We start from the raw sequence: 20,995 nt of genomic DNA on the forward strand, positions 1-20,995 counted from the left end.
TTGCTTGTTATAATTGGAAACGAACGTTCTGAAAAGGATTCTCATTTATAAAATTGAGGTGTTATATAGATGACAAAGAAAAAAATAGGTTTACTCGTAATGGCGTATGGAACACCAGAATCATTAGACGATGTAGAGGCATATTATACACATATCCGTCACGGGCGTAAGCCGTCAGAAGAAGCGCTTGAAGATTTAATTGGGCGCTATAAAGCGATTGGTGGAATTTCGCCGCTTGCAAAAATTACGAAAGAGCAGGCGCATAAATTAACAGATTCAATGAATAACATATTTACAGAGTATGAATTTACTTGTTACTTAGGTTTAAAACATACTGCGCCATTTATAGAAGATGCTGTAGAGGAAATGAAGCGAGATGGAATTGAGCAGGCGATTAGTATCGTATTAGCGCCGCACTATTCTACATTTAGCATTAAAGCGTATAATGACCGTGCTATTCGTCTTTCAAAAGAAATCGGTGGTCCTGTTATTGAACCAATTGAACAATGGTATGATGAACCGAAATTTATTTCGTATTGGGCAGACCAAATAAAAGAAACGTTTACAGAAATTGATGATAAAGAGAAAGCAGTCGTAATTTTCTCAGCGCATAGTTTGCCAGAAAAGATTATTGCAGCAGGAGACCCATATGTAGAACAACTAAAGCATACGGCAGATTTAATTGCAGAAGCTGCAAATATTCAAAACTATACAATCGGTTGGCAAAGTGCTGGGAATACTCCTGATCCATGGATTGGTCCAGATGTGCAAGATTTAACGAAAGATTTATATGCAGAGCATGGGTACGAATCTTTCGTATATTGCCCAGTTGGTTTTGTAGCGGAGCATTTAGAAGTTTTATATGACAACGATTATGAATGTAAAGTTGTAACTGATGAATTAAATGCCAAATATTTTAGACCAAGTATGCCGAATGCACAATCTGCATTTATCGACTGTTTGGCTGAAATTGTTTCAAAAAAAGTGAAGGAAATAGTTGACAAAGGTTTAGTTTTGAATAATAATTAATTTATAATAATTTTAAATAAATAATAATTACTATGAAAGAAAGAGGAGGATCCCCCTAGATGAATCCAAATAATCGCTTAACAACAAACCAAGGTGCTCCAGTTGGAGATAACCAAAATTCTCGTACAGCTGGTCGTCGTGGACCAGTATTATTAGAAGACTATCATTTAGTAGAAAAACTTGCGCACTTTGATCGTGAACGTATTCCGGAGCGTGTTGTGCATGCACGTGGTGCAGGTGCTCACGGTGTATTCGTAACGAAAAATAGTATGAAGCAATATACGAAAGCGGCATTTTTACAAAATGAAGGAACTGAAACGCCTGTATTTGTTCGTTTTTCAACGGTTATTCATGGTCAAGGTTCTCCTGAAACAGCACGTGACCCACGTGGGTTCGCTGTTAAATTTTATACAGAAGAAGGAAACTACGATATCGTAGGTAATCATTTACCAGTTTTCTTCATTCGTGATGCAATTAAATTCCCTGATATGGTACATTCTTTAAAACCAGCACCTGATACGAATATTCAAACGCCAGATCGTTACTGGGATTTCATGACGTTAACTCCAGAATCTACACACATGATGACATGGGTATTTTCTGATTACGGTACACCAGCAAGTTATCGTGAAATGGAAGGTTTCGGCGTCCATTCATTTAAATGGATTAATGAAGAAGGTAAAATTGTTTATATTAAATACCACTGGAAACCACAGCAAGGTGTACGTAACTTAAATGCGAAGGAAGTGCAAGAAGTACAAGGGAAAGACTTCAATCATGCAACTCGTGACTTGTTCGACGCAATCGAAAAAGGAAATCACCCGAAATGGGATTTACACGTACAAGTTATGCAATTAGATGAAATGGACTCTTTAGACTTTGATCCATTAGATCCAACGAAAGTGTGGCCAGAAGATCGCTTCCCATTAATGGAAGTAGGGAGAATGACGTTAAATCGTAATCCGAAAAACTTCTTTGCAGAAGTAGAACAAGTAGCGTTCTCTCCAAGTGCAACTGTAAATGGTATTGAGCCATCGGAAGATAAATTATTACAAGGTCGTTTATTCTCTTACCCAGATACACAGCGTTATCGTCTTGGTGCAAATTACTTACAAATTCCTGTAAACTGCCCATACGCAGCTGTTCATAATCAACAACGTGATGGTGCGATGCAAGTGAATCAAAACCCATCTACAATCAACTACGAACCGAGCCGTCATGCAGAGAATCCAGTTGAAGACTCAGCTTACCGCGATTCAACTATGAAAGTAGAAGGCTATGTATCTCGTGAAAAAATCGAGAAACCAAATGACTTCAAACAAGCAGGTGAGCGTTACCGTTCATTCTCTAAAGAAGAGCAAGATAACTTAATTGCAAACTTAACAAATGACTTAAAAGACGTAAATGAACGCACGAAATTACTAGCTGTTTGTAACTTCTTCCGTGCAGATCAAGAATACGGTATGCGTTTAGCGCAGGCATTAAATGTTGATATTACGCAATATGTAGGAAATGCTCCGAAATAAATAGGAAAAGACGACCGGGTTTCGGTCGTCTTTTTTGTATAAAGTTATGTGGGGTATTTTGCTTGTAAATTATGTCGGAATTTGTTTGTAAATCGATATGTTGTGTCGAACCGTTGATATATTGAAAGAAACAATCGATATATTTGAAAAATCGTTGATATATCCAAAAAACCGATGATATATTTACATTTATACTAGGTGGGGTATGTTGCCTAGTACGCAAAAAAGAGATGCAATCTATTACTAATAGATTGCATCTCTTTTTTAGTTTACTCGTTCTGCATGTTCATAAGCCTTCTCGCCATGCATCGAAATATCAAGTCCCATGTGTTCCTGGTGCTCATCAACCCGAACAGGGAGGAAGAAGTTAATCGCTTTAATAATGGCATACGTCATGATGATCGTGAATGCATATGTTGCACCGATCGCTATAAATTGTTTAAACAGTAAAGCGGAATTTCCGTAAAATAATCCGTTTGCACCATCTCCGTTTATGGTAGTAGTTGCAAATAGTCCTGTTGCAATACCGCCCCAAGTTCCTCCGATGCCGTGGCATCCAAAGGCATCAAGTGTATCGTCATACCCGAATTTTGTTTTTAAGAAGAAAACGGCGCCAAAGCATAATATACCACCAATTGCCCCGATAAGAAGAGCTGAGAAAGGTGTAACGAACCCGCAAGCTGGTGTAATAGCGACTAGACCGGAAACGGCGCCACAAGCAGCTCCCATCGCAGTCGGTTTTGATTGGAAGAACCATTCAGAAAGCATCCAAGTTAGAGCGGAGGCAGCAGCGGCTATATTTGTATTAATAAATGCAGTTAAAGCTACGTCGTTTAAGGATAATGCGCTGCCGACGTTAAAACCGAACCAGCCAAACCATAATAAGCCTGCGCCTAACATTGTAAATGGCAAATGGTGAGGAGAAGAACCATTTATGTTTTTTCGTTTTCCAAGGAAAATAGCTAATACAAGACCAGCAACTCCGGAAGTGATGTGAACGACGTTTCCGCCAGCGAAGTCTAGTGCCCCAAGTTCCCTTAGCCACCCGCCGACGCCCCATACCCAATGAGCGACAGGATTGTAAACGATCGTTGTCCATAGAAGGATAAAAATAAGAAAGGCAGAAAATCGCATTCTTTCAGCGAATGCACCTGAAATTAAAGCTGGAGTTAAAATGGCGAACATGAGTTGAAACATCATGAATAAATTGTGAGGAATAGTAGATGAGTAGTCTGGATTTGGTGCGTAGGTAACTCCGTTTAGCCCGAACCAATCAAGTGTACCGATAATCCCGTGCCAATCTGGTCCGAATGATAAAGAATAGCCGATAACAATCCATTGAATCGAAACGATAGCCATTGCGCTATAACTATGCATCGTTGTACTGAGTACATTTTTGCTGCGAACCATACCTCCATAAAAAAGTGCCAATCCTGGTGTCATTAACATGACCATTACTGTCGTTACAAACATAAAAACCGTATCTCCCATATTCATGATTTTCCCTCCTATAATGTTAGAAAAAATAACATCATTTTGTTATGTTTCATATCATATTCGAAATTAAACTAAAAATCAACTAAAAATTCAGAAAATTATATACATGATGTTAGGAAATCTAACATATATTATTTTGTGAGGGTTGAAATCGACATATGCGTTTCATCCAGAAAATTGGTATAATATTCTTACAATTAAAAAACTTGGGGGATGCGTGTGGGAAAAATACGGACTAGGAAACTATTCATTTGTTTTTGCTTAGCTTTTGTTTTGTTTGTACCAATACATACTTTTGCAGACGAAAAAAGAGAGTGGAAAGATGAAGTTATATACTCCATTATGATTGATCGCTTCAATAATGGAGAACCGAAAAATGACAAACAATTAGAAGTCGGTAATTTAGAAGGGTATCAAGGCGGGGATATAAGAGGAATTATAAAAAGGTTGGATTACATAAAAGAAATGGGTTTTACTACCGTTATGCTTTCGCCACTTTTTGAAAGTGGAAAGTACGATGGATTAGACGTGCGAAATTTTAAAAAAGTAAATGAACATTTCGGGACAGAAAATGATGTAAAAGAACTTGTAAAAGAAGCTCAGGCAAAAGGAATGAAAGTTGTATTTCAATTTCCACTTGGAGAAAACGAACGACAGGTAATTGATGCAATGAAATGGTGGATAAAAGAAGTTAATTTAGACGGAAGCTATGTTATACATAGTGAAAAAAAGCCGCGTTCCTTTTGGGATAACGCGCAAAAAGATATGCAAGTGATAAAGAAAGATTTTCGTATTATGACAAAGGAGGATAGCGAATACAACGAAAAAATAGTAGAATCGTTTTCCAAAGCAGATGTATCGGTGAAATCGTTATACGATGTGAGTAAAAAAGAAGGGGAATTTGTTACGTTTTTAGATGATCAAGAAACAAAAAGATATGCGCGTATTGCAAAAGAAAATATGTATTATCCGCCATCACGTTTAAAACTGGCGCTTACATATTTGTTAACATCACCTGGGATTCCGAATTTTTATTACGGAACTGAAATTGCATTAGATGGAGGAAGTGTACCCGATAATAGACGATTAATGGATTTTAAGTCAGACGAAAAATTTATGCAGCACATAACAAAACTAGGTGAACTTAGGCAGGCGAGACCGTCTTTACGACGTGGTACGTTTGAGCTTCTGTATGATAAGAGCGGGATGAGCATACTAAAACGAAAATATAAAGATGAAGTAACTTTAGTAGCAATTAATAATACGAAAGAAACACAAAAAGTCTCCTTACCTGCAAGTGCAATTGGTGAAAAACAAGAGTTAAGAGGATTGTTGCAGAATGAAATTATAAGAGAGGAAAACGGAAAATTTTATCTCGTTTTAAAGCGTGAAGAATCAAACGTGTATAAAGTTAACAGAGAAACAGGTGTGAATTGGTTATTTATCTCCTTAATCGTTGGTGTGAATGTATTATTTATTGCGTTTTTAATTGCAGTTAAAAGGAAACGTAGATGAGATGAGAAGTTACGCACTCTATGTTCATGTCTTCTTATTGGATTTGTAAGTTTGTTCGGTGGGGCCAGGTTAGGGAGAAAGTCTTCTTCCTAGCCTGTTTTTGTGTCCATACGGATAGAGAAAGATCTTTGAAACGAACAATAATTGCAACTATATTAATTTTACATTACATTAAAAGTTAGAGAATACTCTTATACTAATATAGTGCTAAATAGTAGGTGGAAAAATGGAGTTTTACGATTTGGGTATTACCATTAAAGAGCTTAGAATTAAAAAAATATATCACAATCCGAATTATGTCATGGAATATGTTCACAAAGTCAAATTAGCTATTAATCTAAATACTTTATACTTATTAGGTGAACTTTAGTATTTAAAAGGATGGAATTTATTAAGATTTAAACAACAGAATGAAGAAGATATTGCAAATAACATGAAAAAAGCATTATTTATATTGGAACTAACAGAAAAAGAAAATTTGATAAAAATGGTTAAAGAAAAATATTTTGAAAACCAAACTGAAAAAAGCCACTCATAATACAATTTTAAATAACTTGAAATATAATAAAACCTACAGGGGAAATCCCTGTAGGTTTTACACCTATAAACTTGCTTCTAAAATATTAGTGTTTAATATAAATTTTTGAATAAGAGTTTACTTAGTGTACTTTTTATTTTGAAGTCTGCATCTTTATTAACAATTTATGCTTCTTTTTAATTACAACCAAATATTGTTAAAATTGAGATGGTTCAAGTCGGAGGAAGGCACTTTGAGGTGTCTTTTTTTTTATGACCTTTATCATTAACTATTTAATGTTTTTTAAATGATTACATGACATATTTTTTTTGTACCAAGCTTTGTTGATACAGTTAGACTTATCCGTTAGTGTATTCGTATTATTAGAACATCCTACAGTATTTAGGGAGAATGTGGCCAATAAAAACCATAATATTAATTTCTTCAAATAACCACTTCTAACTCTTTTTTAATTAACATTTTTTAAAATACTTATTAATTTTACATTACATTAAAGGTTGGAAAATATTCTTATACTCATAAATTGTTACGTTTTGGCGAGGAGAGGAATTATGAGTTATAGCAATTTTTAAGATGACTTTGGCCTAGGATGTAATTACTAAGAAAAGTAATTCAAATGAAGGGAAAACGTCTTAAGGTGTCTTTTCCTTATTTTCAATTTACTTAGCGATTTTTACCACACATACCCTTTTTCTATGGTTTGTTCTTGTAATATTGTCTCTGCAAGGCTAAAAAGAAAACTCCTCTAATTAAGAGGAGTTTTTTTTAGCGGTAGTTAATGAACTGTACGTCGATTGGTAAATCAGCGCTACGAACAGCTGCGATTACGGCTTGTAAGTCATCACGGCTTTTCGCTGTAACACGTACTTGATCGTCTTGTACTTGTGTTTTTACTTTTAATTTCATTTCTTTAATGATGTTGTTAATTTTTTTAGCGTTATCTTTATCGATACCTTGTTGAAGTGTTGCACGTTGGCGAACAGTGTTGCCAGTTGCAGCTTCAACTTTTCCGTAATCTAAGTTCTTAATTGGAACGTTACGTTTTACAAGTTTAGAAATTAAAACGTCTTTTACTTGGTCTAATTTGAACTCGTCGTCAGAAGTTAAAACTAGTACTTCTTTTTCTAATTTAATATCACTTTTACTTCCTTTAAAGTCATATCGGTTTTGGATTTCTTTTAATGCGATATTAATTGCGTTTGTTACTTCAGGTAATTCTACTTTCGAAACGATGTCAAAAGAACTATCTTTTGCCATAGTTAGCACCTCCAAATAAATTTCTAATCTTGTTATGTACTGTACATACTAAAGTATAGCTGAAAACGAGTCTAGACTTAAGTGTTTTCGTACTTATATTCATGGAACCTCATTTTATTATAGTGAATTTTGGGCAGTTGGACAAATACAGGAAAAATCATGTTATAATTAACTTTTGTTTGGAATGATAAAAAAGATAATTTTATATATATAGAAGGGAATTAAAAAATATGTATTTGCAAATAGGATCGATTGAACAGGTAACTGTTTTACGCGAAACGGAAATCGGATATATGGTTGGGAATGAAGAAGAAGAAATTTTCCTACATAAAAACGAAGTAGCTGGAGAAATTGAAGAAGGCGATACGATTGATGTATTCTTATACCTTGATCACCAAAATCGTATTTCAGCAACAATGAAGGAACCGATTATTACAACTTATGATTGGAACTGGGTAAAGGTTGTAGAAGTCATTCCTAGTTTAGGTGTGTTTGTTGATATTGGTGTGTCAAAAGATATACTAATTCCAGCTGATGAGTTCCCGATTTATATGCCAGTATGGCCAGAAGTAGGCGACGAATTATATTGTACGTTAAAATTAACGAATCGTGATCGTTTAATTGCTCTTCCGGCAAGAGACAGTGATATGCAAGAAATTATCGTAGATGCAACGCCATCTATGCGTAATAAAAACGTAAATGGACGTGTATATCGTTCGCTTCAAGTTGGTTCATTCATACTAACTGATGAGCATTTCCGTGCTTTCTTACACCATACAGAAAGAAAAGAACAAGTTCGCATCGGTGAGCGTGTAACGGGCCGTATTATTGACGTGAAAGATGATGGTACAATTAACATTTCACTTCTTCCTCGTAAAGAAGAAGGAATGGAAGACGATGCGGCAGTAATTTATGCATATATGGAAGAACGAGGCGGAGCAATGCCGTTTTGGGATAAGAGCCATCCGGAAGATATTAAAGAACGCTTTAACATGAGTAAAGCTGCATTTAAGCGCGCACTTGGTAAATTGATGAAAGAAGAAAAAGTTTACCAAGAAGAAGGTTGGACTTACTTTAAGAAATAAGATAGAAGATTAAAAAGCACAACCTTATTTAAAAAGATAAGGTTGTGCTTTTTTAATTTCCTTGCGGTGAAACAAGAGTAAACGTATCTTTCAAATCACTATCATTTATTTTAATATTTGCCTTTTTTAATTCCTCTTGTAACAATTTTTTGCTGAATACAGGATCAGCAGTACGTTCTTCCTCTAAGTTTTTGCGAATAGAGTCTTTCACTTCATCATAAGGCTTTAAAGCTTTTTTATCAGTTAATTTAATAACGTGATAACCGTTTGATGATTTTACGGGATTGCTAATTTGTCCAACATTTAGTTTGTAGGCAGCGGTTTCGAATTCAGGAGCCATTGTACCTGAATTGAAGTATCCAAGGTCTCCACCTTTATCTTTTGATAGCAGATCTTGTGATTCTTGTTTTGCTAATTCTTCAAATGAAGCACCAGCATCTAGTTTACTCTTTATTTCTTTCGCTTCATTTTCGTCACTTACTAAAATGTGACTCGCTTTAATTTCTGGCTTATAGTGGTCTTTTACGTCTTTTTCTGTAATGCTTTTCTTAATCGCTTCATTCATAGCAAGTTTGAACTTAATTTGATTTTTGAAATCCTCTTCATCTTTTAAACCATAATTTTCTAATACTTTTTTGAATTGATCTCCATATTGTTTTTTTACTTTTTCTACTTCTTTATTTACCTCTTCATCAGGTACTTTATATTTTTTTGTGATGACGTCTTGTGCCATCATTTCGTATAGCATGTCTTTTCCGTAACGATCTTTCAATTGTTTTTCGAAGTCGTCCTTCGTAACAGTCGAGTCTGTTGCTGTGGCGACTGTAGCTGATCCGTTTTTTTGTCCGCAAGCAGATAGCATCAATATACTTATTAGTGCAGTAATAATGAAAATATGTTTCCCTCTCATGCCAACACCTCATCCGAATATGTTATCGCTATTGTAGAATATAGAAGTGAACATGAAGTGAATTTTTAATGTTTTTTTCCTTTAAAATGTAAAAAAGTACATCAACATAATTGTTGATGTACGATGGAATCAAAGGTGATCGGTCTTTTTAGAGTATGCACGTTTACCTTGCTGAATATTTTTTTGCTCTTGCTCATTTTTTTGTGTGCGTTTTGCATTATTATCGCGTGCTTTTTTGTCGTTATCACTCGTATGTGGCATATGTATCAACTCCATTTCTAAACGTTGTACGTTTATCATTTCCTTTTTCGTAAAGACTATGTATAGCGGTGCATTTATGAAGGGTAAAGGTGGATTCGAAATGGATTTGAAGTTGAATTATACTGAACTTATAAAGAAGTTAATCGTTGTAATCATCGCAGGTTTATTAAACGCGATTGGGATGAATTTATTTTTAACGCCAGCGAAAGTGTATGCGAGCGGCTTTGCTGGATTGTCTCAATTATTATCACAAATATTAGGTGATTTTTTATCGATTCACATATCTACGGGAGTATTGTTTAGCTTATTTAATATTCCTGTCGTTATTTTAGCGTGGAAAAAGGTTGGAAAGGCCTTCACCTTTTTTAGTTTTCTTTGTGTTATATTTATGACTTTGTTTCTAGAAATCATCCCTGTTAGAGCGGTTTCGAATGATATCATATTAAATGCGATTTTTGGCGGGATTATTTCGGCAATTGGAGTAGGGATTGCTTTAAAGTGGGGTGCTTCTACAGGTGGATTAGATATTATCGCCATGATTTTATCAAAAATAAAAGATAAGCCTGTCGGTACATACTTTTTCTTTTTTAATGCAATTATCATTATCGCTGCTGGCTATGTATATGGATGGGAAAAAGCGTTATATACGTTAGTGACTTTATATGTATCGACGAGAATTATTGATGCAATTCATACTCGTCATGTAAAGATTACAGCATTAATTGTTACGAAGAATGGGGCGGACGTAAGAAAGGCGATTCACTCGCGATTAGTAAGAGGAATTACAACGATACCAGCAACAGGTGCTTATACGAATGAAAATAAAGAAATGTTAATGATGGTTATTACCCGTTACGAGTTATACGAATTGGAGAGGATTATTAAACAAGTGGACCCAGGTGCATTTACAAATATACTGCAAACAGTTGGGGTGTTCGGATTGTTTCGGAAAGATTAAAGAGGACCGAAGTTGGTCCTCTTTTTTAATGTACATTCGTAATGTTTTGCAATTGCTCTTGCATTTCACGGAGCTGAACTTTTTCAGCAGTTGAAGAGTTTGCGTAAGCAGATTGCAAAGCATTTTTTGCTCTATATACGAGATCTTGTTGCTCAGTACCGCTTGAACAAGATACGGCATTTTCAACAGCATTTCTAGCTTGTTGGAATAGTAAGTTCCCCATTTAAACCCCTCCAAAAGAAGAGTTACTTCTTGCCTTTTCTGCCTCAGCTAATGTACCTCTGTACGGGAATCTTGCATCATGCTTCATAACAGCATCGGCTCCTTGTTGGATAAAACGCTTTGATTTGTTCTTTTTACCCATTCGAAAAACCCCCTTTATTTAGCTGAAAACAATCGACGCGATGTCTCTTGCGTCTACTTATAGTATGGACATTTGGCAGGAAACTATAAGTAGGGAATTTTTAGATTACAACCCAAGAACCTCTTCTAAATATAAAGCAATTCCATCTTCTTCGTTCGTTAACGTCGTATGGTTTGCGAGTGATTTTAATTCAGGGATGGCATTCCCCATTGCGATGCCGTGACCAGCAAATTCAATCATTTCAAAATCATTATCTTCGTCACCGAAAGCGATAATTCGCTCTTGTGGAATGTTGTAATGACTAGAAATTTTTTGTAATCCAACCGCTTTATTTAATCCGCTTTTCACAATCTCAATAATCGGCCAAGGTGCGCCCCATTTTCTATGATCGATTACTTCCGCGTGCATATCCGTTAAATGTTGACGAATTGCAGTGGAATGCTCGTCATGTGCATCAATTAATAAGCAAGTTGGATGATCGTTTAAAATATTTAATAAGTCTCCCGTAAAAATCTTAGGAGAGCCGAATTCGAAAATATGTTTTTTATCTTCATCAATTTCTCGAACATACACATCGTCCATTACTTCCGCGTATATATTTTTTACGCCGAAATCAAAGCAAGCTCGTACAATTTCTTGCGCTGTTGCTAGCTCAAGAGGAGAGTGATGTGTTCCCCAGCTTGTATCAAGAGGATGATGTACGTAAGCACCGTTAAAGTTTACGATAGGTGTGTTAAGAGCAAGTTCTTTATAGTAATCATAACTAGCACGGAATGGACGTCCTGTTGAAATAACAACAATATGTCCCTGTTCCTTTGCTTTTGCAATTGTATGTTTCGTTCGAGTGGAAATTATTTTGTTGTCTGTTAATAAAGTACCGTCTAAGTCTAATGCGATTAAATGTTGTTTGTTCATAATTTCACCTCTTATAATAATTTTTTTGTATCTATCTGTATTTCCGTTTTTAATATGCAGAAATAAGAGGTTAGACTCGGTGAAATCACCATAGATGGAAATTTCACTATATATCCATCTTACGTCTCAAAGTGCTGCGGTGTCTACTATTTATCGTTGGAAATTAAGAAAAGTCAACATCTTTTTAGAAAGTTCAAACAATGTTTCTTTCATTATGTACAAATTGTGAAAAGGGTTACATTGCTCGTGTGATGAGACTTATAATGAACATGTAATCTTCTCGTATATGTTTGACTCTCCTTTGAAACTAGCCTAGAGTAGGTTGGTTTCTTTTTTTTTTCTACAAGTAGGAAAGAAATCCCTGCTTACGCTTGTATCATTCATATATATGTACAAGGACGAGATGTAGTACTGTTTCCTAAACATGACAGAAAACCTTTCTTTTAAAATGGATATACTAATGAGGCAAAGACGTCATGGAAGGAGAATGAAAATGGGACAAAATCGCAGGTTTCGTTCTGGACAAAAAGCGCCGAATGATGGTATTTATGTAGAAATTGGTGAAACGGGAAGTATGGTGAAAAATCCGCAAATGGTACAATTAACTGCCGGTGAAAAGTTTCCAGATAATACGAATCATAACCGTCAGTGGACATATAAAAGAAAACCGTAACAGAAGCCGCAATCGTTATTGCGGCTTTTTTGTCGTTACACATTATAATTTCATTTACCGTATTTTTAAAACAATATAATGAATGCTTCCTTTTTCTTTTTCCAATAATAAGTTTGAAAATACATAGGCAAAATTATTGTATAAAAAAGTCAGTTGGCGTATAATCAAATCAAAGGTCAAAGAAAGTCAAACTTTTGGAGGGCTGTAAAGATGGACTTAAATCAAATGACAACAAAAACACAAGAGGCGATTATGAGTGCCCAATCTTTAGCGGTATCTCATCATCACCAAGAGGTGGATACTGTTCATCTATTACTTGCGTTATTAGAAGAGCAAGATGGATTAGCAGTACGTATATTTCAAAAAATGAATGTTGATATAGAAGCGTTAAAGCAAGGCGCTGAAAGCTTAATTAAAAAGAAACCTTCTGTAACGGGAAGCGGTGCAGAAGTTGGAAAATTGTATGTAACGAGCGCTCTGCAACAACTGCTTGTAAGAGCAGGGGAAGAAGCAGAAAAACTGCAGGATGATTACATTTCAGTCGAACATGTATTGCTTGCTTTTTCCGAAGAAAAAGGCGATATAAATCAATTATTTGCAAGATTGCATATTACGAAAGATAACTTATTACAGTCTTTAATGACAGTTCGGGGGAATCAAAGAGTGACTAGTCAAAATCCAGAAGCAACTTATGAAGCGTTAGAAAAATATGGCCGTGATTTAGTGGCAGAAGTGAGAGCCGGGAAAATTGATCCTGTTATCGGCCGAGATAGTGAAATTCGACGCGTTATCCGCATTCTTTCACGTAAAACGAAAAACAATCCTGTTTTAATTGGTGAGCCAGGTGTTGGTAAAACAGCAATCGTTGAAGGATTAGCACAGCGTATTGTGAAAAAGGATGTACCTGAAGGATTGAAAGATAGAACGATTTTTGCGTTAGATATGAGTGCGCTCGTAGCAGGTGCGAAATTCCGTGGTGAGTTCGAAGAGCGTCTGCAAGCTGTATTAAATGAAATTAAAAAGAGTGAAGGACGCATTTTATTATTCATTGATGAACTTCATACAATCGTTGGAGCTGGTAAAACAGAAGGTGCGATGGATGCAGGAAATATGTTAAAACCGATGCTTGCTCGTGGTGAACTGCATTGTATCGGGGCGACAACATTAGATGAATATCGTAAATATATTGAAAAAGATCCAGCACTAGAAAGACGTTTCCAACAAGTATTAGCAGAAGAACCAACTGTTGAAGATACGATTTCCATATTACGTGGATTAAAAGAACGCTTTGAAATTTATCACGGTGTAAATATTCATGACCGTGCGATTGTAGCAGCGTCAGTTTTATCAGATCGATATATTTCAGATCGCTTCTTACCGGATAAAGCGATTGACCTTGTTGATGAAGCGTGCGCAACAATTCGTACAGAAATCGATTCTATGCCGACAGAATTAGATGAAGTAACGCGTCGTATTATGCAGCTGGAAATTGAAGAAGCGGCTCTTGGAAAAGAAACGGATCGTGGTAGCCAAGAGCGTCTAAAAACATTGCAACGTGAATTATCGGATTTAAAAGAAGTTGCAAGTGGTATGAGAGCGAAATGGGAGAAAGAAAAAGAAGACATTCACAAAGTTCGTGACTTACGTGAACATTTAGAACGTCTGCGCCGTGAATTAGAAGAAGCAGAAGGTAATTACGATTTAAATAAAGCAGCCGAACTTCGTCACGGGAAAATTCCTGCAATCGAAAAAGAATTAAAAGAAGCGGAAGAAATGGGCGCGCATAATAAAGAAGAAAATCGTTTATTACGTGAGGAAGTAAGTGAAGAAGAAATTGCAGATATTGTTTCACGCTGGACTGGTATTCCTGTTGCTAAACTTGTTGAAGGCGAACGTGAGAAATTACTACGCTTAGAGCAAATCTTATCAGAGCGTGTCATCGGACAAGAGGAAGCAGTAAGCCTAGTATCAGACGCGGTTCTTCGTGCACGCGCTGGTATTAAAGACCCGAATCGTCCAATTGGTTCCTTCATTTTCTTAGGCCCTACGGGTGTTGGTAAAACAGAACTTGCAAAAACGTTAGCGCAGTCTTTATTCGATAGTGAAGAGCAAATGATTCGTATTGACATGTCTGAGTATATGGAGAAACACGCTGTGTCACGCTTAATTGGTGCGCCTCCTGGATATGTAGGATATGAAGAGGGCGGTCAATTAACAGAAGCGGTAAGACGTAAACCATATTCAGTTATTTTGTTAGACGAAATCGAAAAAGCACATCCAGAAGTATTCAACATTTTATTACAAATGTTAGATGATGGACGCATTACAGATTCACAAGGAAGAACAGTAGACTTTAAAAACACAGTTATTATTATGACTTCAAATATTGGATCTGCTCATTTACTAGAGGGATTAGAAGAAGATGGTTCGATTAAAGAGGAATCAAGAGACCTTGTAATGGGGCAATTAAGAGGACATTTCCGCCCTGAATTTTTAAACCGTGTTGATGAAATTATTTTATTCAAACCTCTTACAACGAATGAAATTAAAGGCATTGTTGATAAAATTGTAAAAGAACTACAAGGCCGTCTAGCTGACCGTCACATTACAGTAGAATTAACAGATGCAGCAAAAGAATTTGTTGTAGAAGCTGGTTTCGACCCAATGTACGGAGCTCGTCCATTAAAACGATACGTACAACGTCAAGTGGAAACGAAATTAGCAAGAGAATTAATTGCAGGAACAATTACAGACAATAGTCACGTAGTTGTTGATGTAGAAAATAACGAATTAGTCGTTCATGTGAAATGAAAATAAAAAAGAGTTCGGATAAAATCCGGACTCTTTTTTTAGTGTTGTTCTACTGGCTCGTTTGGAATTGCAGCTGAAATTGCGAGTACTAATACAGCAAGAACAACTGAGAAAATAGACGCTTGGTTAAAGTCGTATGTACCGCCAGTCATAGAGCCAATTACGTAGCTCATCATATGTACAAGTAAGAACGACCAAATTAATGCCCAAATGAAACGCATATTTTACACCTCTATTCGTTCAATCTGTCCTTATTGTAACACAATTGAAAAAAGAATATAGAAAAATATTTGTAGATTTTTCAACGCAAATTTGCATTCCGTTCATACATTATAAAAGAGTGGTTTTATATGTTTAGAAAATAAGGCGGGGGAAAAATGAGTATTACGGAACGTTTTTTTTACTTAGAAAAAGAACCATGTGTCATTTATTTACCGGAGAAGCCAAATGGATTTTCTGTTATGCTCCTCGGTGATTATAACTACTTTATTGAGAATGGTACAAGTTTATGGACACAACATGCGGGTAAATCTTATTTCTTACATGGTCTTATTGAGCAAGGCTACACGGTCTTTTCCTCTAATTTATACGGAAGACATTGGGGGAACGATCAATCTGTTCGTCTGGCAAAACGTTTATATGATGTTGTTTTGAGAAAAGAGACGTTAAATGCGAAGATGCACATTATGGCAGATGGTATGGGAGCGCTTGTGGCACTTGAAATGATGAACAAATATCCTGAATGTATTCGTTCTGTTGTTATGTTAAATCCGTGTTTAGATTTACCAGAATATGTGGGTTTTGAGAAAGAGCATAAGTTTTTTTACAAGAGACTCGTGAAGGAATTAAGTTTGGCGTATGATTCCAAAGAAGAAGAATTAGATTTAAAAATAAATAAGAAATCATTTACGCTTCTTCCATCTTGTGTACCTGTTAAAATTTTCGTATCAACACAAGAAAAAAGAGGAAGAAAACAGCAGTTGCGGAGATATGAGAAAATGAGGCAATTAAATCAATGTGATACTTCTGTCTTATTCCATCTGCAAGATGTGAAATATAAAATGGTTAGGCAAACGACCGATTTCTTTAAAAAATATGAAGAAGAATTGTGAAGCTCCCATATACATAAATGAGGAGCTATTTGTTTCAAAGGGAAAGGGTTGGTGGTATGGAACGCGTGCTGATAATAGGTGCACTTACGTTTGTAGGTTATCACCTTGTGAATAAAATGATCGCAGAAGAAGTAGAAGTGTATGGTCTTGATTTTGATGAATTCGATAGTATGACCAAAATTAATGAAGAGAAGTTATTGTTAATTGGGCGAAATGCGTTATTTACGTATTATTCGATAAGAGATGAAGATGGATGGAGATCGGTAGAGGAAGAGAGATTCGATACTGTCTACTTTTGCTTATATGAGCCAAATCAGCAATGTGGATTTCGGAATGAAAGAGTCATATTACAATATTTAAAGCGAATTATAAGAATGTGTGAAGAACAAAAAGTGAAGTTAAATTTAATTTCTTCTATTGAAGTAAGTAGTACAGGTGAATCCGAAAATAAGCGAATATTTTTGAAAGTAGAAGAAGGGTTGAAAAAAGGGAATTTAAAATATAGTGTATTTCGAGTTCCTACATTATATGGACCGTGGCAACCATCCTTTATGATGTATCATCAGCTCATTTTATCAGAATTAGACGAGAAAGAGTGCCGTTGTACGAGTGAGGAAAAAGGAAGTGATTTACTTTATATTGAAGATGTATGTGAATACTTATGGGAAAATGGAACGAACGGGGCGCATCTTGGTATATACAATTTACTTAGTGGTAAACAGTCATTATGGGAAAAAGGTATGAATCTTTTACGCGCGGATGATAAAGTAAATAAAAATAATAATGAAATAAGAGATGAGGCTATCGAGGTAATTTCGATAAAAAGAAATACCCCGTTAGAATACGGTTTAAATAAGCAACTGGCACACATGAAAAAATATAAAGAGTTATACGAAGAGTAGCACGCGTGTTACACTATTGTATGTGAAAGTTTTAATGGAGAGGAAGAGTATAATATGAACGAAAAAAGCATGCAGTTTTTACAAATCGCAATGAAGCATTTACCGGAAGCAAAGGCAATTTTAGATGATAATGGAATTGCACTTGATATGGAGAAGGCACAGCCGGTGTTAGAGTTGTTAATGAAAGTTATGAACGAAGCTTATGAGCTTGGGAAAGCAGATAAAGAATAAAATCCTTCTTTTTTGATGGAGGGGAGGCTCGAATCGTGAGTAGAAGCGGTTCGGGCCTTTTTATTTGGAATGAAACACGAAAAGGTATGATTCTGTTTCTTTTAATGAAAAATAAAGTGGATAATGCGTTAGCTTTCTGTTTTATGCGAAATATATTCTAGACAAAAATACATTTATGTTTTAAAATTAGTACCAAGTCATAATAATTGATATAAAACGGAGGGCTGCGATGTGAACGTGGGCATTTTAGGGATCGGAAGATATGTGCCAGAAAAAGTAGTCACAAATCACGATTTAGAGAAAATAATGGATACATCCGATGAATGGATTCGTACGAGAACGGGAATTGCAGAAAGACGCATTGCCGATGATACAATAGATACTTCATATATGGCCGTAGAGGCTGCAAAAAAAGCACTTGAAGATGCAGGGGTTAGCGGAGAAGATATCGATCTTATTTTAGTGGCGACAGTAACACCAGATCGTGCGTTTCCAGCAGTAGCTTGTGTCATTCAAGAAGCGATTGGAGCGAAACATGCAGCTGCAATGGATGTAGGTGCAGCATGCGCTGGTTTTATGTACGGAATGATTACAGCGCAGCAATTTATTCAAACGGGGACTTATAAAAACGTATTAGTAGTTGGTAGTGATAAGCTATCTAAAATTGTAGACTGGAATGATCGAAATACAGCGGTATTATTTGGAGACGGAGCCGGTGCTATCGTAATGGGAGCAGTTTCAGAAGGAAGAGGCGTTCTATCTTTCGAATTAGGAGCAGACGGAAGCGGCGGTAAGCATCTATATCAAGACGAGTATGTTATGATGAATGGCAGAGAAGTCTTTAAATTTGCCGTTCGTCAACTTGGTGAATCTTGCCTTCGCGTGCTGGATAAGGCTGGTCTTACAAAAGAGGATGTAGATTTCTTAGTACCGCATCAAGCGAATATTCGTATTATGGAATCTGCAAGAGAGAGATTAAATTTACCACAAGAAAAAATGAGTATGACAATTGAAAAGTTTGGTAATACATCAGCTTCTTCAATTCCGATTGCAATGGTAGAGGAATTGCAAAACGGACGTATTCAAGACGGTGATTTAATTATACTTGTTGGTTTTGGCGGCGGATTAACATGGGGAGCAGTTGCTCTTCGTTGGGGTAAATAAGGACTGAGAGAAAAAAAGGAGTGTATTTTGTATGGAAAAAAAGAGGGTCGTAATTACAGGACTAGGAGCTGTTACACCGGTCGGAACAGATGTTGAAACAGCATGGGAAAACATTAAAAAGGGTGTATCTGGAATCGGGCGACTTACAAGAATTGATCCAGAACTATTTCCAGCAAAAGTAGCAGCGGAAATTAACGACTTTGAAGTCGAGAAATATATTGATAAAAAAGAAGCGCGCCGTATGGATCGCTTTACACAATATGCAGTAGCAGCAGCGAAAATGGCAGTTGCAGATGCAAAGCTTGAAATTACAGAAGAAAACGGACCTCGAATTGGTGTATGGATTGGATCTGGTATTGGCGGTATGGAAACATACGAAGAACAATTTAAGATTTTTACTGAGAAAGGCCCACGCCGCGTGAGCCCATTCTTCGTGCCGATGATGATTCCAGATATGGCAGCAGGTCAAGTATCAATCGCAACAGGAGCAAAAGGAATTAACACTTGTTCTGTAACGGCTTGTGCATCTGGTGCAAACTCAATTGGTGATGCATTTAAAGCAATTCAGCGTGGTGATGCTGATGCAATGATTACAGGCGGAGCAGAAGCACCGCTAACAAGTATGGCATTCGCAGGATTTAGCTCAGCGAAAGCATTAACATTTAATGAAGACCCAGCAACGGCTTGCCGTCCATTTGATAAAAACCGTAGCGGTTTCGTAATGGGTGAAGGCTCAGGTATTCTAATTCTTGAAGAATTAGAGCACGCATTAGCGCGCGGTGCTCACATTTACGCGGAAATCGCTGGTTACGGTGCAACTGGTGATGCATTCCATATTACAATGCCTGCTCCTGGTGGTGAAGGCGGAGTGCGTGCAATGCGTCAAGCTTTAGCTGATGCAGGCCTACAGCCAGAAGATATTGATTACATTAATGCGCATGGTACAAGTACGGATGCGAATGAAAAATATGAAACGATGGCAATTAAAGAAACTTTCGGTGAGCACGCGTATAAAGTAGCAATTAGCTCAACGAAATCAATGACAGGTCACTTATTAGGAGCAGCTGGTGCTGTTGAAGCGATTTTCTCTATTAAATCAATTACAGACGGAGTAATTCCTCCAACAATTAACTATGAGACACCAGATCCAGAATGTGACTTAGATTACGTACCGAATCAAGCGAGACATCAAGAAGTAAATGCAGTATTAAGTAACTCATTAGGATTCGGTGGTCATAACGCAGTGTTAGTATTTAAATCGTATAAATAATAGATAAAATAAGGAGTTTTTCCGCATTATATTGCGAAAAAACTCCTTATTTATTTTTACGTCTTTTTCTCCTGTAGCATATACATAAGAAAAAGGAGGGATAAAGATGGGGATTGTTGAAACAGCTGAATGGCTACATTTATATTATGGACGGCCAGAAAAACTTTGTGAGAAATTTACGAAGTATATTCCGTTGCCAAAAGAAAGGTTGTATCGCTTTTTAATTTCAAAAGGGATGTATCGCCCGATCATGCGCGGGGAAAAGGAAATTAAAGAATTAGAGGAAAAGGAAATTTGGAAAGAGTTGAGCCTGGAGTATGATAAATTGAAAAATTGGTTGAAAGGTCCGGATGTCCCTGTCTTTATTTTATTATCAGATTCCTATAATCGAACTGTGCAAGAAGAGTATAACGGTAGGGCTGGATTATCTATGCGTCATGTTATTTTCTTATTCGTATGTGGACGGAATTCGGTAGAAGAATTAAAAGTGTTATTGGCGCATGAATACCATCACATATGCAGGTTACATCAAATTGAGACGAAAGAAACAGAATATACATTACTTGATACAATGATTATGGAAGGGCTAGCTGAGCAAGCAGTGACGGAAAGATATTCAGAAAAAAACAATGCACCGTGGACGGCGTATCTTTCAAAAGAAGAGGCTATTTATTATTGGAAAAATGTTGTACATGAAAGAATAAGTATAAAACGAGGAACAAGGGAACATGACATCTTATTAAATGGCTTTCACTCTTATCCGAAGATGCTTGGCTATGCGCTTGGATTTCATATTGTCAAAGATTGTGTAACTTTGGAAGGAGAAGATACACTTTCTTTATTATCTATAGATGCAAAAGAAATATTGAATAAAGCAAATACATTTCATATATAAAAAAACAGGAATTCTATTTCCTGTTTTTTTTAGTATTAATAGAAGAAAAAATAATAATTAGAATATATTTCCTCAAGTGGAA

The 20,995-nt window shown here is 36.3% G+C and carries 21 protein-coding genes and 1 pseudogene; 14 read left to right on the plus strand and 8 right to left on the minus strand.

Annotated elements, in window-relative coordinates; all coding sequences use genetic code 11:
- The first annotated feature begins 69 nt into the window (after positions 1-69).
- Positions 70-1,029, plus strand: coding sequence for a ferrochelatase (gene hemH / locus ACW0JX_RS05955; protein ID WP_459245497.1), 960 nt, complete (start codon positions 70-72; stop codon positions 1,027-1,029).
- Positions 1,030-1,088: 59 nt separating this feature from the next.
- Complete coding sequence (katB, locus tag ACW0JX_RS05960) at positions 1,089-2,555, plus strand: catalase KatB (protein WP_459245498.1); 1,467 nt, start codon at positions 1,089-1,091, stop codon at positions 2,553-2,555.
- A 264-nt stretch (positions 2,556-2,819) separates the two neighbouring features.
- Here katB and ACW0JX_RS05965 read toward each other — a convergent pair whose 3' ends face one another.
- A complete protein-coding gene (locus tag ACW0JX_RS05965) occupies positions 2,820-4,052 on the minus strand; it encodes an ammonium transporter (protein ID WP_089170597.1) in 1,233 nt (410 codons plus the stop codon).
- A 213-nt stretch (positions 4,053-4,265) separates the two neighbouring features.
- Here ACW0JX_RS05965 and ACW0JX_RS05970 point away from each other — a divergent pair, with 213 nt between their 5' ends.
- Positions 4,266-5,567 (plus strand): alpha-amylase family glycosyl hydrolase, encoded by a 1,302-nt coding sequence (locus ACW0JX_RS05970; RefSeq protein ID WP_459245499.1) that lies wholly within the window; start codon positions 4,266-4,268, stop codon positions 5,565-5,567.
- Positions 5,568-5,886: 319 nt separating this feature from the next.
- Positions 5,887-6,105 (plus strand): annotated as a pseudogene (locus ACW0JX_RS05975) (hypothetical protein); the annotation flags it as partial.
- Positions 6,106-6,870: 765 nt separating this feature from the next.
- On the opposite strand, the gene ACW0JX_RS05980 reads toward ACW0JX_RS05975, so the two are convergent.
- On the minus strand, positions 6,871-7,362 hold the full coding sequence (locus ACW0JX_RS05980; protein ID WP_001040146.1) for a YajQ family cyclic di-GMP-binding protein: 492 nt from the start codon (positions 7,360-7,362) through the stop codon (positions 6,871-6,873).
- Positions 7,363-7,592: 230 nt separating this feature from the next.
- On the opposite strand from ACW0JX_RS05980, the gene ACW0JX_RS05985 reads away from it, so the two are divergent.
- A complete protein-coding gene (locus tag ACW0JX_RS05985; RefSeq protein WP_000281259.1) occupies positions 7,593-8,447 on the plus strand; it encodes a CvfB family protein in 855 nt (284 codons plus the stop codon).
- A gap of 52 nt (positions 8,448-8,499) precedes the next feature.
- On the opposite strand, the gene prsA is transcribed toward ACW0JX_RS05985, so the two are convergent.
- Both prsA and ACW0JX_RS05995 read right to left on the minus strand, forming a co-directional pair.
- Entirely contained in the window at positions 8,500-9,357 is an 858-nt protein-coding gene (gene prsA / locus ACW0JX_RS05990; RefSeq protein WP_097987120.1) for a peptidylprolyl isomerase PrsA, read from the minus strand.
- A 129-nt stretch (positions 9,358-9,486) separates the two neighbouring features.
- Entirely contained in the window at positions 9,487-9,618 is a 132-nt protein-coding gene (locus ACW0JX_RS05995) for a DUF3941 domain-containing protein (RefSeq protein ID WP_001120851.1), read from the minus strand.
- Positions 9,619-9,718: 100 nt separating this feature from the next.
- Between ACW0JX_RS05995 and ACW0JX_RS06000 the strand changes: the two genes are divergently transcribed.
- Positions 9,719-10,576 (plus strand): YitT family protein, encoded by an 858-nt coding sequence (locus tag ACW0JX_RS06000; RefSeq protein WP_000364431.1) that lies wholly within the window; start codon positions 9,719-9,721, stop codon positions 10,574-10,576.
- Between the two features lie 25 nt (positions 10,577-10,601).
- Here the strand turns inward: ACW0JX_RS06000 and ACW0JX_RS06005 are convergent, their stop codons facing one another.
- The 3 genes from ACW0JX_RS06005 to ACW0JX_RS06015 all read right to left on the minus strand — a co-directional run bounded on the left by ACW0JX_RS06005 (position 10,602) and on the right by ACW0JX_RS06015 (position 11,855).
- Positions 10,602-10,799, minus strand: coding sequence for a DUF3813 domain-containing protein (locus tag ACW0JX_RS06005; RefSeq protein ID WP_089170600.1), 198 nt, complete (start codon positions 10,797-10,799; stop codon positions 10,602-10,604).
- Positions 10,800-10,940: a hypothetical protein gene (locus ACW0JX_RS06010; RefSeq protein ID WP_000516816.1), complete on the minus strand. Its 141-nt coding sequence runs from the start codon at positions 10,938-10,940 to the stop codon at positions 10,800-10,802. It abuts the gene before it with no gap.
- 105 nt (positions 10,941-11,045) lie between these two features.
- Positions 11,046-11,855 (minus strand): Cof-type HAD-IIB family hydrolase, encoded by an 810-nt coding sequence (locus ACW0JX_RS06015; RefSeq protein ID WP_089170601.1) that lies wholly within the window; start codon positions 11,853-11,855, stop codon positions 11,046-11,048.
- A 493-nt stretch (positions 11,856-12,348) separates the two neighbouring features.
- On the opposite strand from ACW0JX_RS06015, the gene ACW0JX_RS06020 reads away from it, so the two are divergent.
- Entirely contained in the window at positions 12,349-12,528 is a 180-nt protein-coding gene (locus tag ACW0JX_RS06020; RefSeq protein WP_000531422.1) for a YjzC family protein, read from the plus strand.
- 210 nt (positions 12,529-12,738) lie between these two features.
- Entirely contained in the window at positions 12,739-15,339 is a 2,601-nt protein-coding gene (clpB, locus tag ACW0JX_RS06025; protein WP_168411127.1) for an ATP-dependent chaperone ClpB, read from the plus strand.
- Positions 15,340-15,377: 38 nt separating this feature from the next.
- On the opposite strand, the gene ACW0JX_RS06030 is transcribed toward clpB, so the two are convergent.
- Positions 15,378-15,560 carry a YjzD family protein gene (locus ACW0JX_RS06030; RefSeq protein ID WP_001211116.1) on the minus strand — a complete coding sequence of 61 codons (183 nt, stop codon included), beginning with the start codon at positions 15,558-15,560 and terminating at the stop codon, positions 15,378-15,380.
- Between the two features lie 156 nt (positions 15,561-15,716).
- On the opposite strand from ACW0JX_RS06030, the gene ACW0JX_RS06035 reads away from it, so the two are divergent.
- From ACW0JX_RS06035 to ACW0JX_RS06060, 6 genes are all read left to right on the plus strand, one after another.
- Positions 15,717-16,451, plus strand: a complete 735-nt coding sequence (locus ACW0JX_RS06035; RefSeq protein WP_000028690.1) for a lipase family protein — start codon at positions 15,717-15,719, stop codon at positions 16,449-16,451.
- A 29-nt stretch (positions 16,452-16,480) separates the two neighbouring features.
- A complete protein-coding gene (locus tag ACW0JX_RS06040) occupies positions 16,481-17,353 on the plus strand; it encodes an NAD-dependent epimerase/dehydratase family protein (protein WP_459245500.1) in 873 nt (290 codons plus the stop codon).
- Between the two features lie 54 nt (positions 17,354-17,407).
- Positions 17,408-17,584 (plus strand): ComZ family protein, encoded by a 177-nt coding sequence (locus ACW0JX_RS06045; protein ID WP_001986215.1) that lies wholly within the window; start codon positions 17,408-17,410, stop codon positions 17,582-17,584.
- Between the two features lie 231 nt (positions 17,585-17,815).
- Entirely contained in the window at positions 17,816-18,748 is a 933-nt protein-coding gene (gene fabH, locus ACW0JX_RS06050) for a beta-ketoacyl-ACP synthase III (protein WP_001100533.1), read from the plus strand.
- Between the two features lie 31 nt (positions 18,749-18,779).
- Positions 18,780-20,018 (plus strand): beta-ketoacyl-ACP synthase II, encoded by a 1,239-nt coding sequence (gene fabF, locus ACW0JX_RS06055; RefSeq protein WP_000412656.1) that lies wholly within the window; start codon positions 18,780-18,782, stop codon positions 20,016-20,018.
- 106 nt (positions 20,019-20,124) lie between these two features.
- On the plus strand, positions 20,125-20,913 hold the full coding sequence (locus ACW0JX_RS06060) for a DUF2268 domain-containing putative Zn-dependent protease (protein ID WP_053565023.1): 789 nt from the start codon (positions 20,125-20,127) through the stop codon (positions 20,911-20,913).
- Positions 20,914-20,995 lie beyond the last annotated feature (82 nt).

The organism is Bacillus sp. C-3-6 (genome assembly GCF_054509685.1).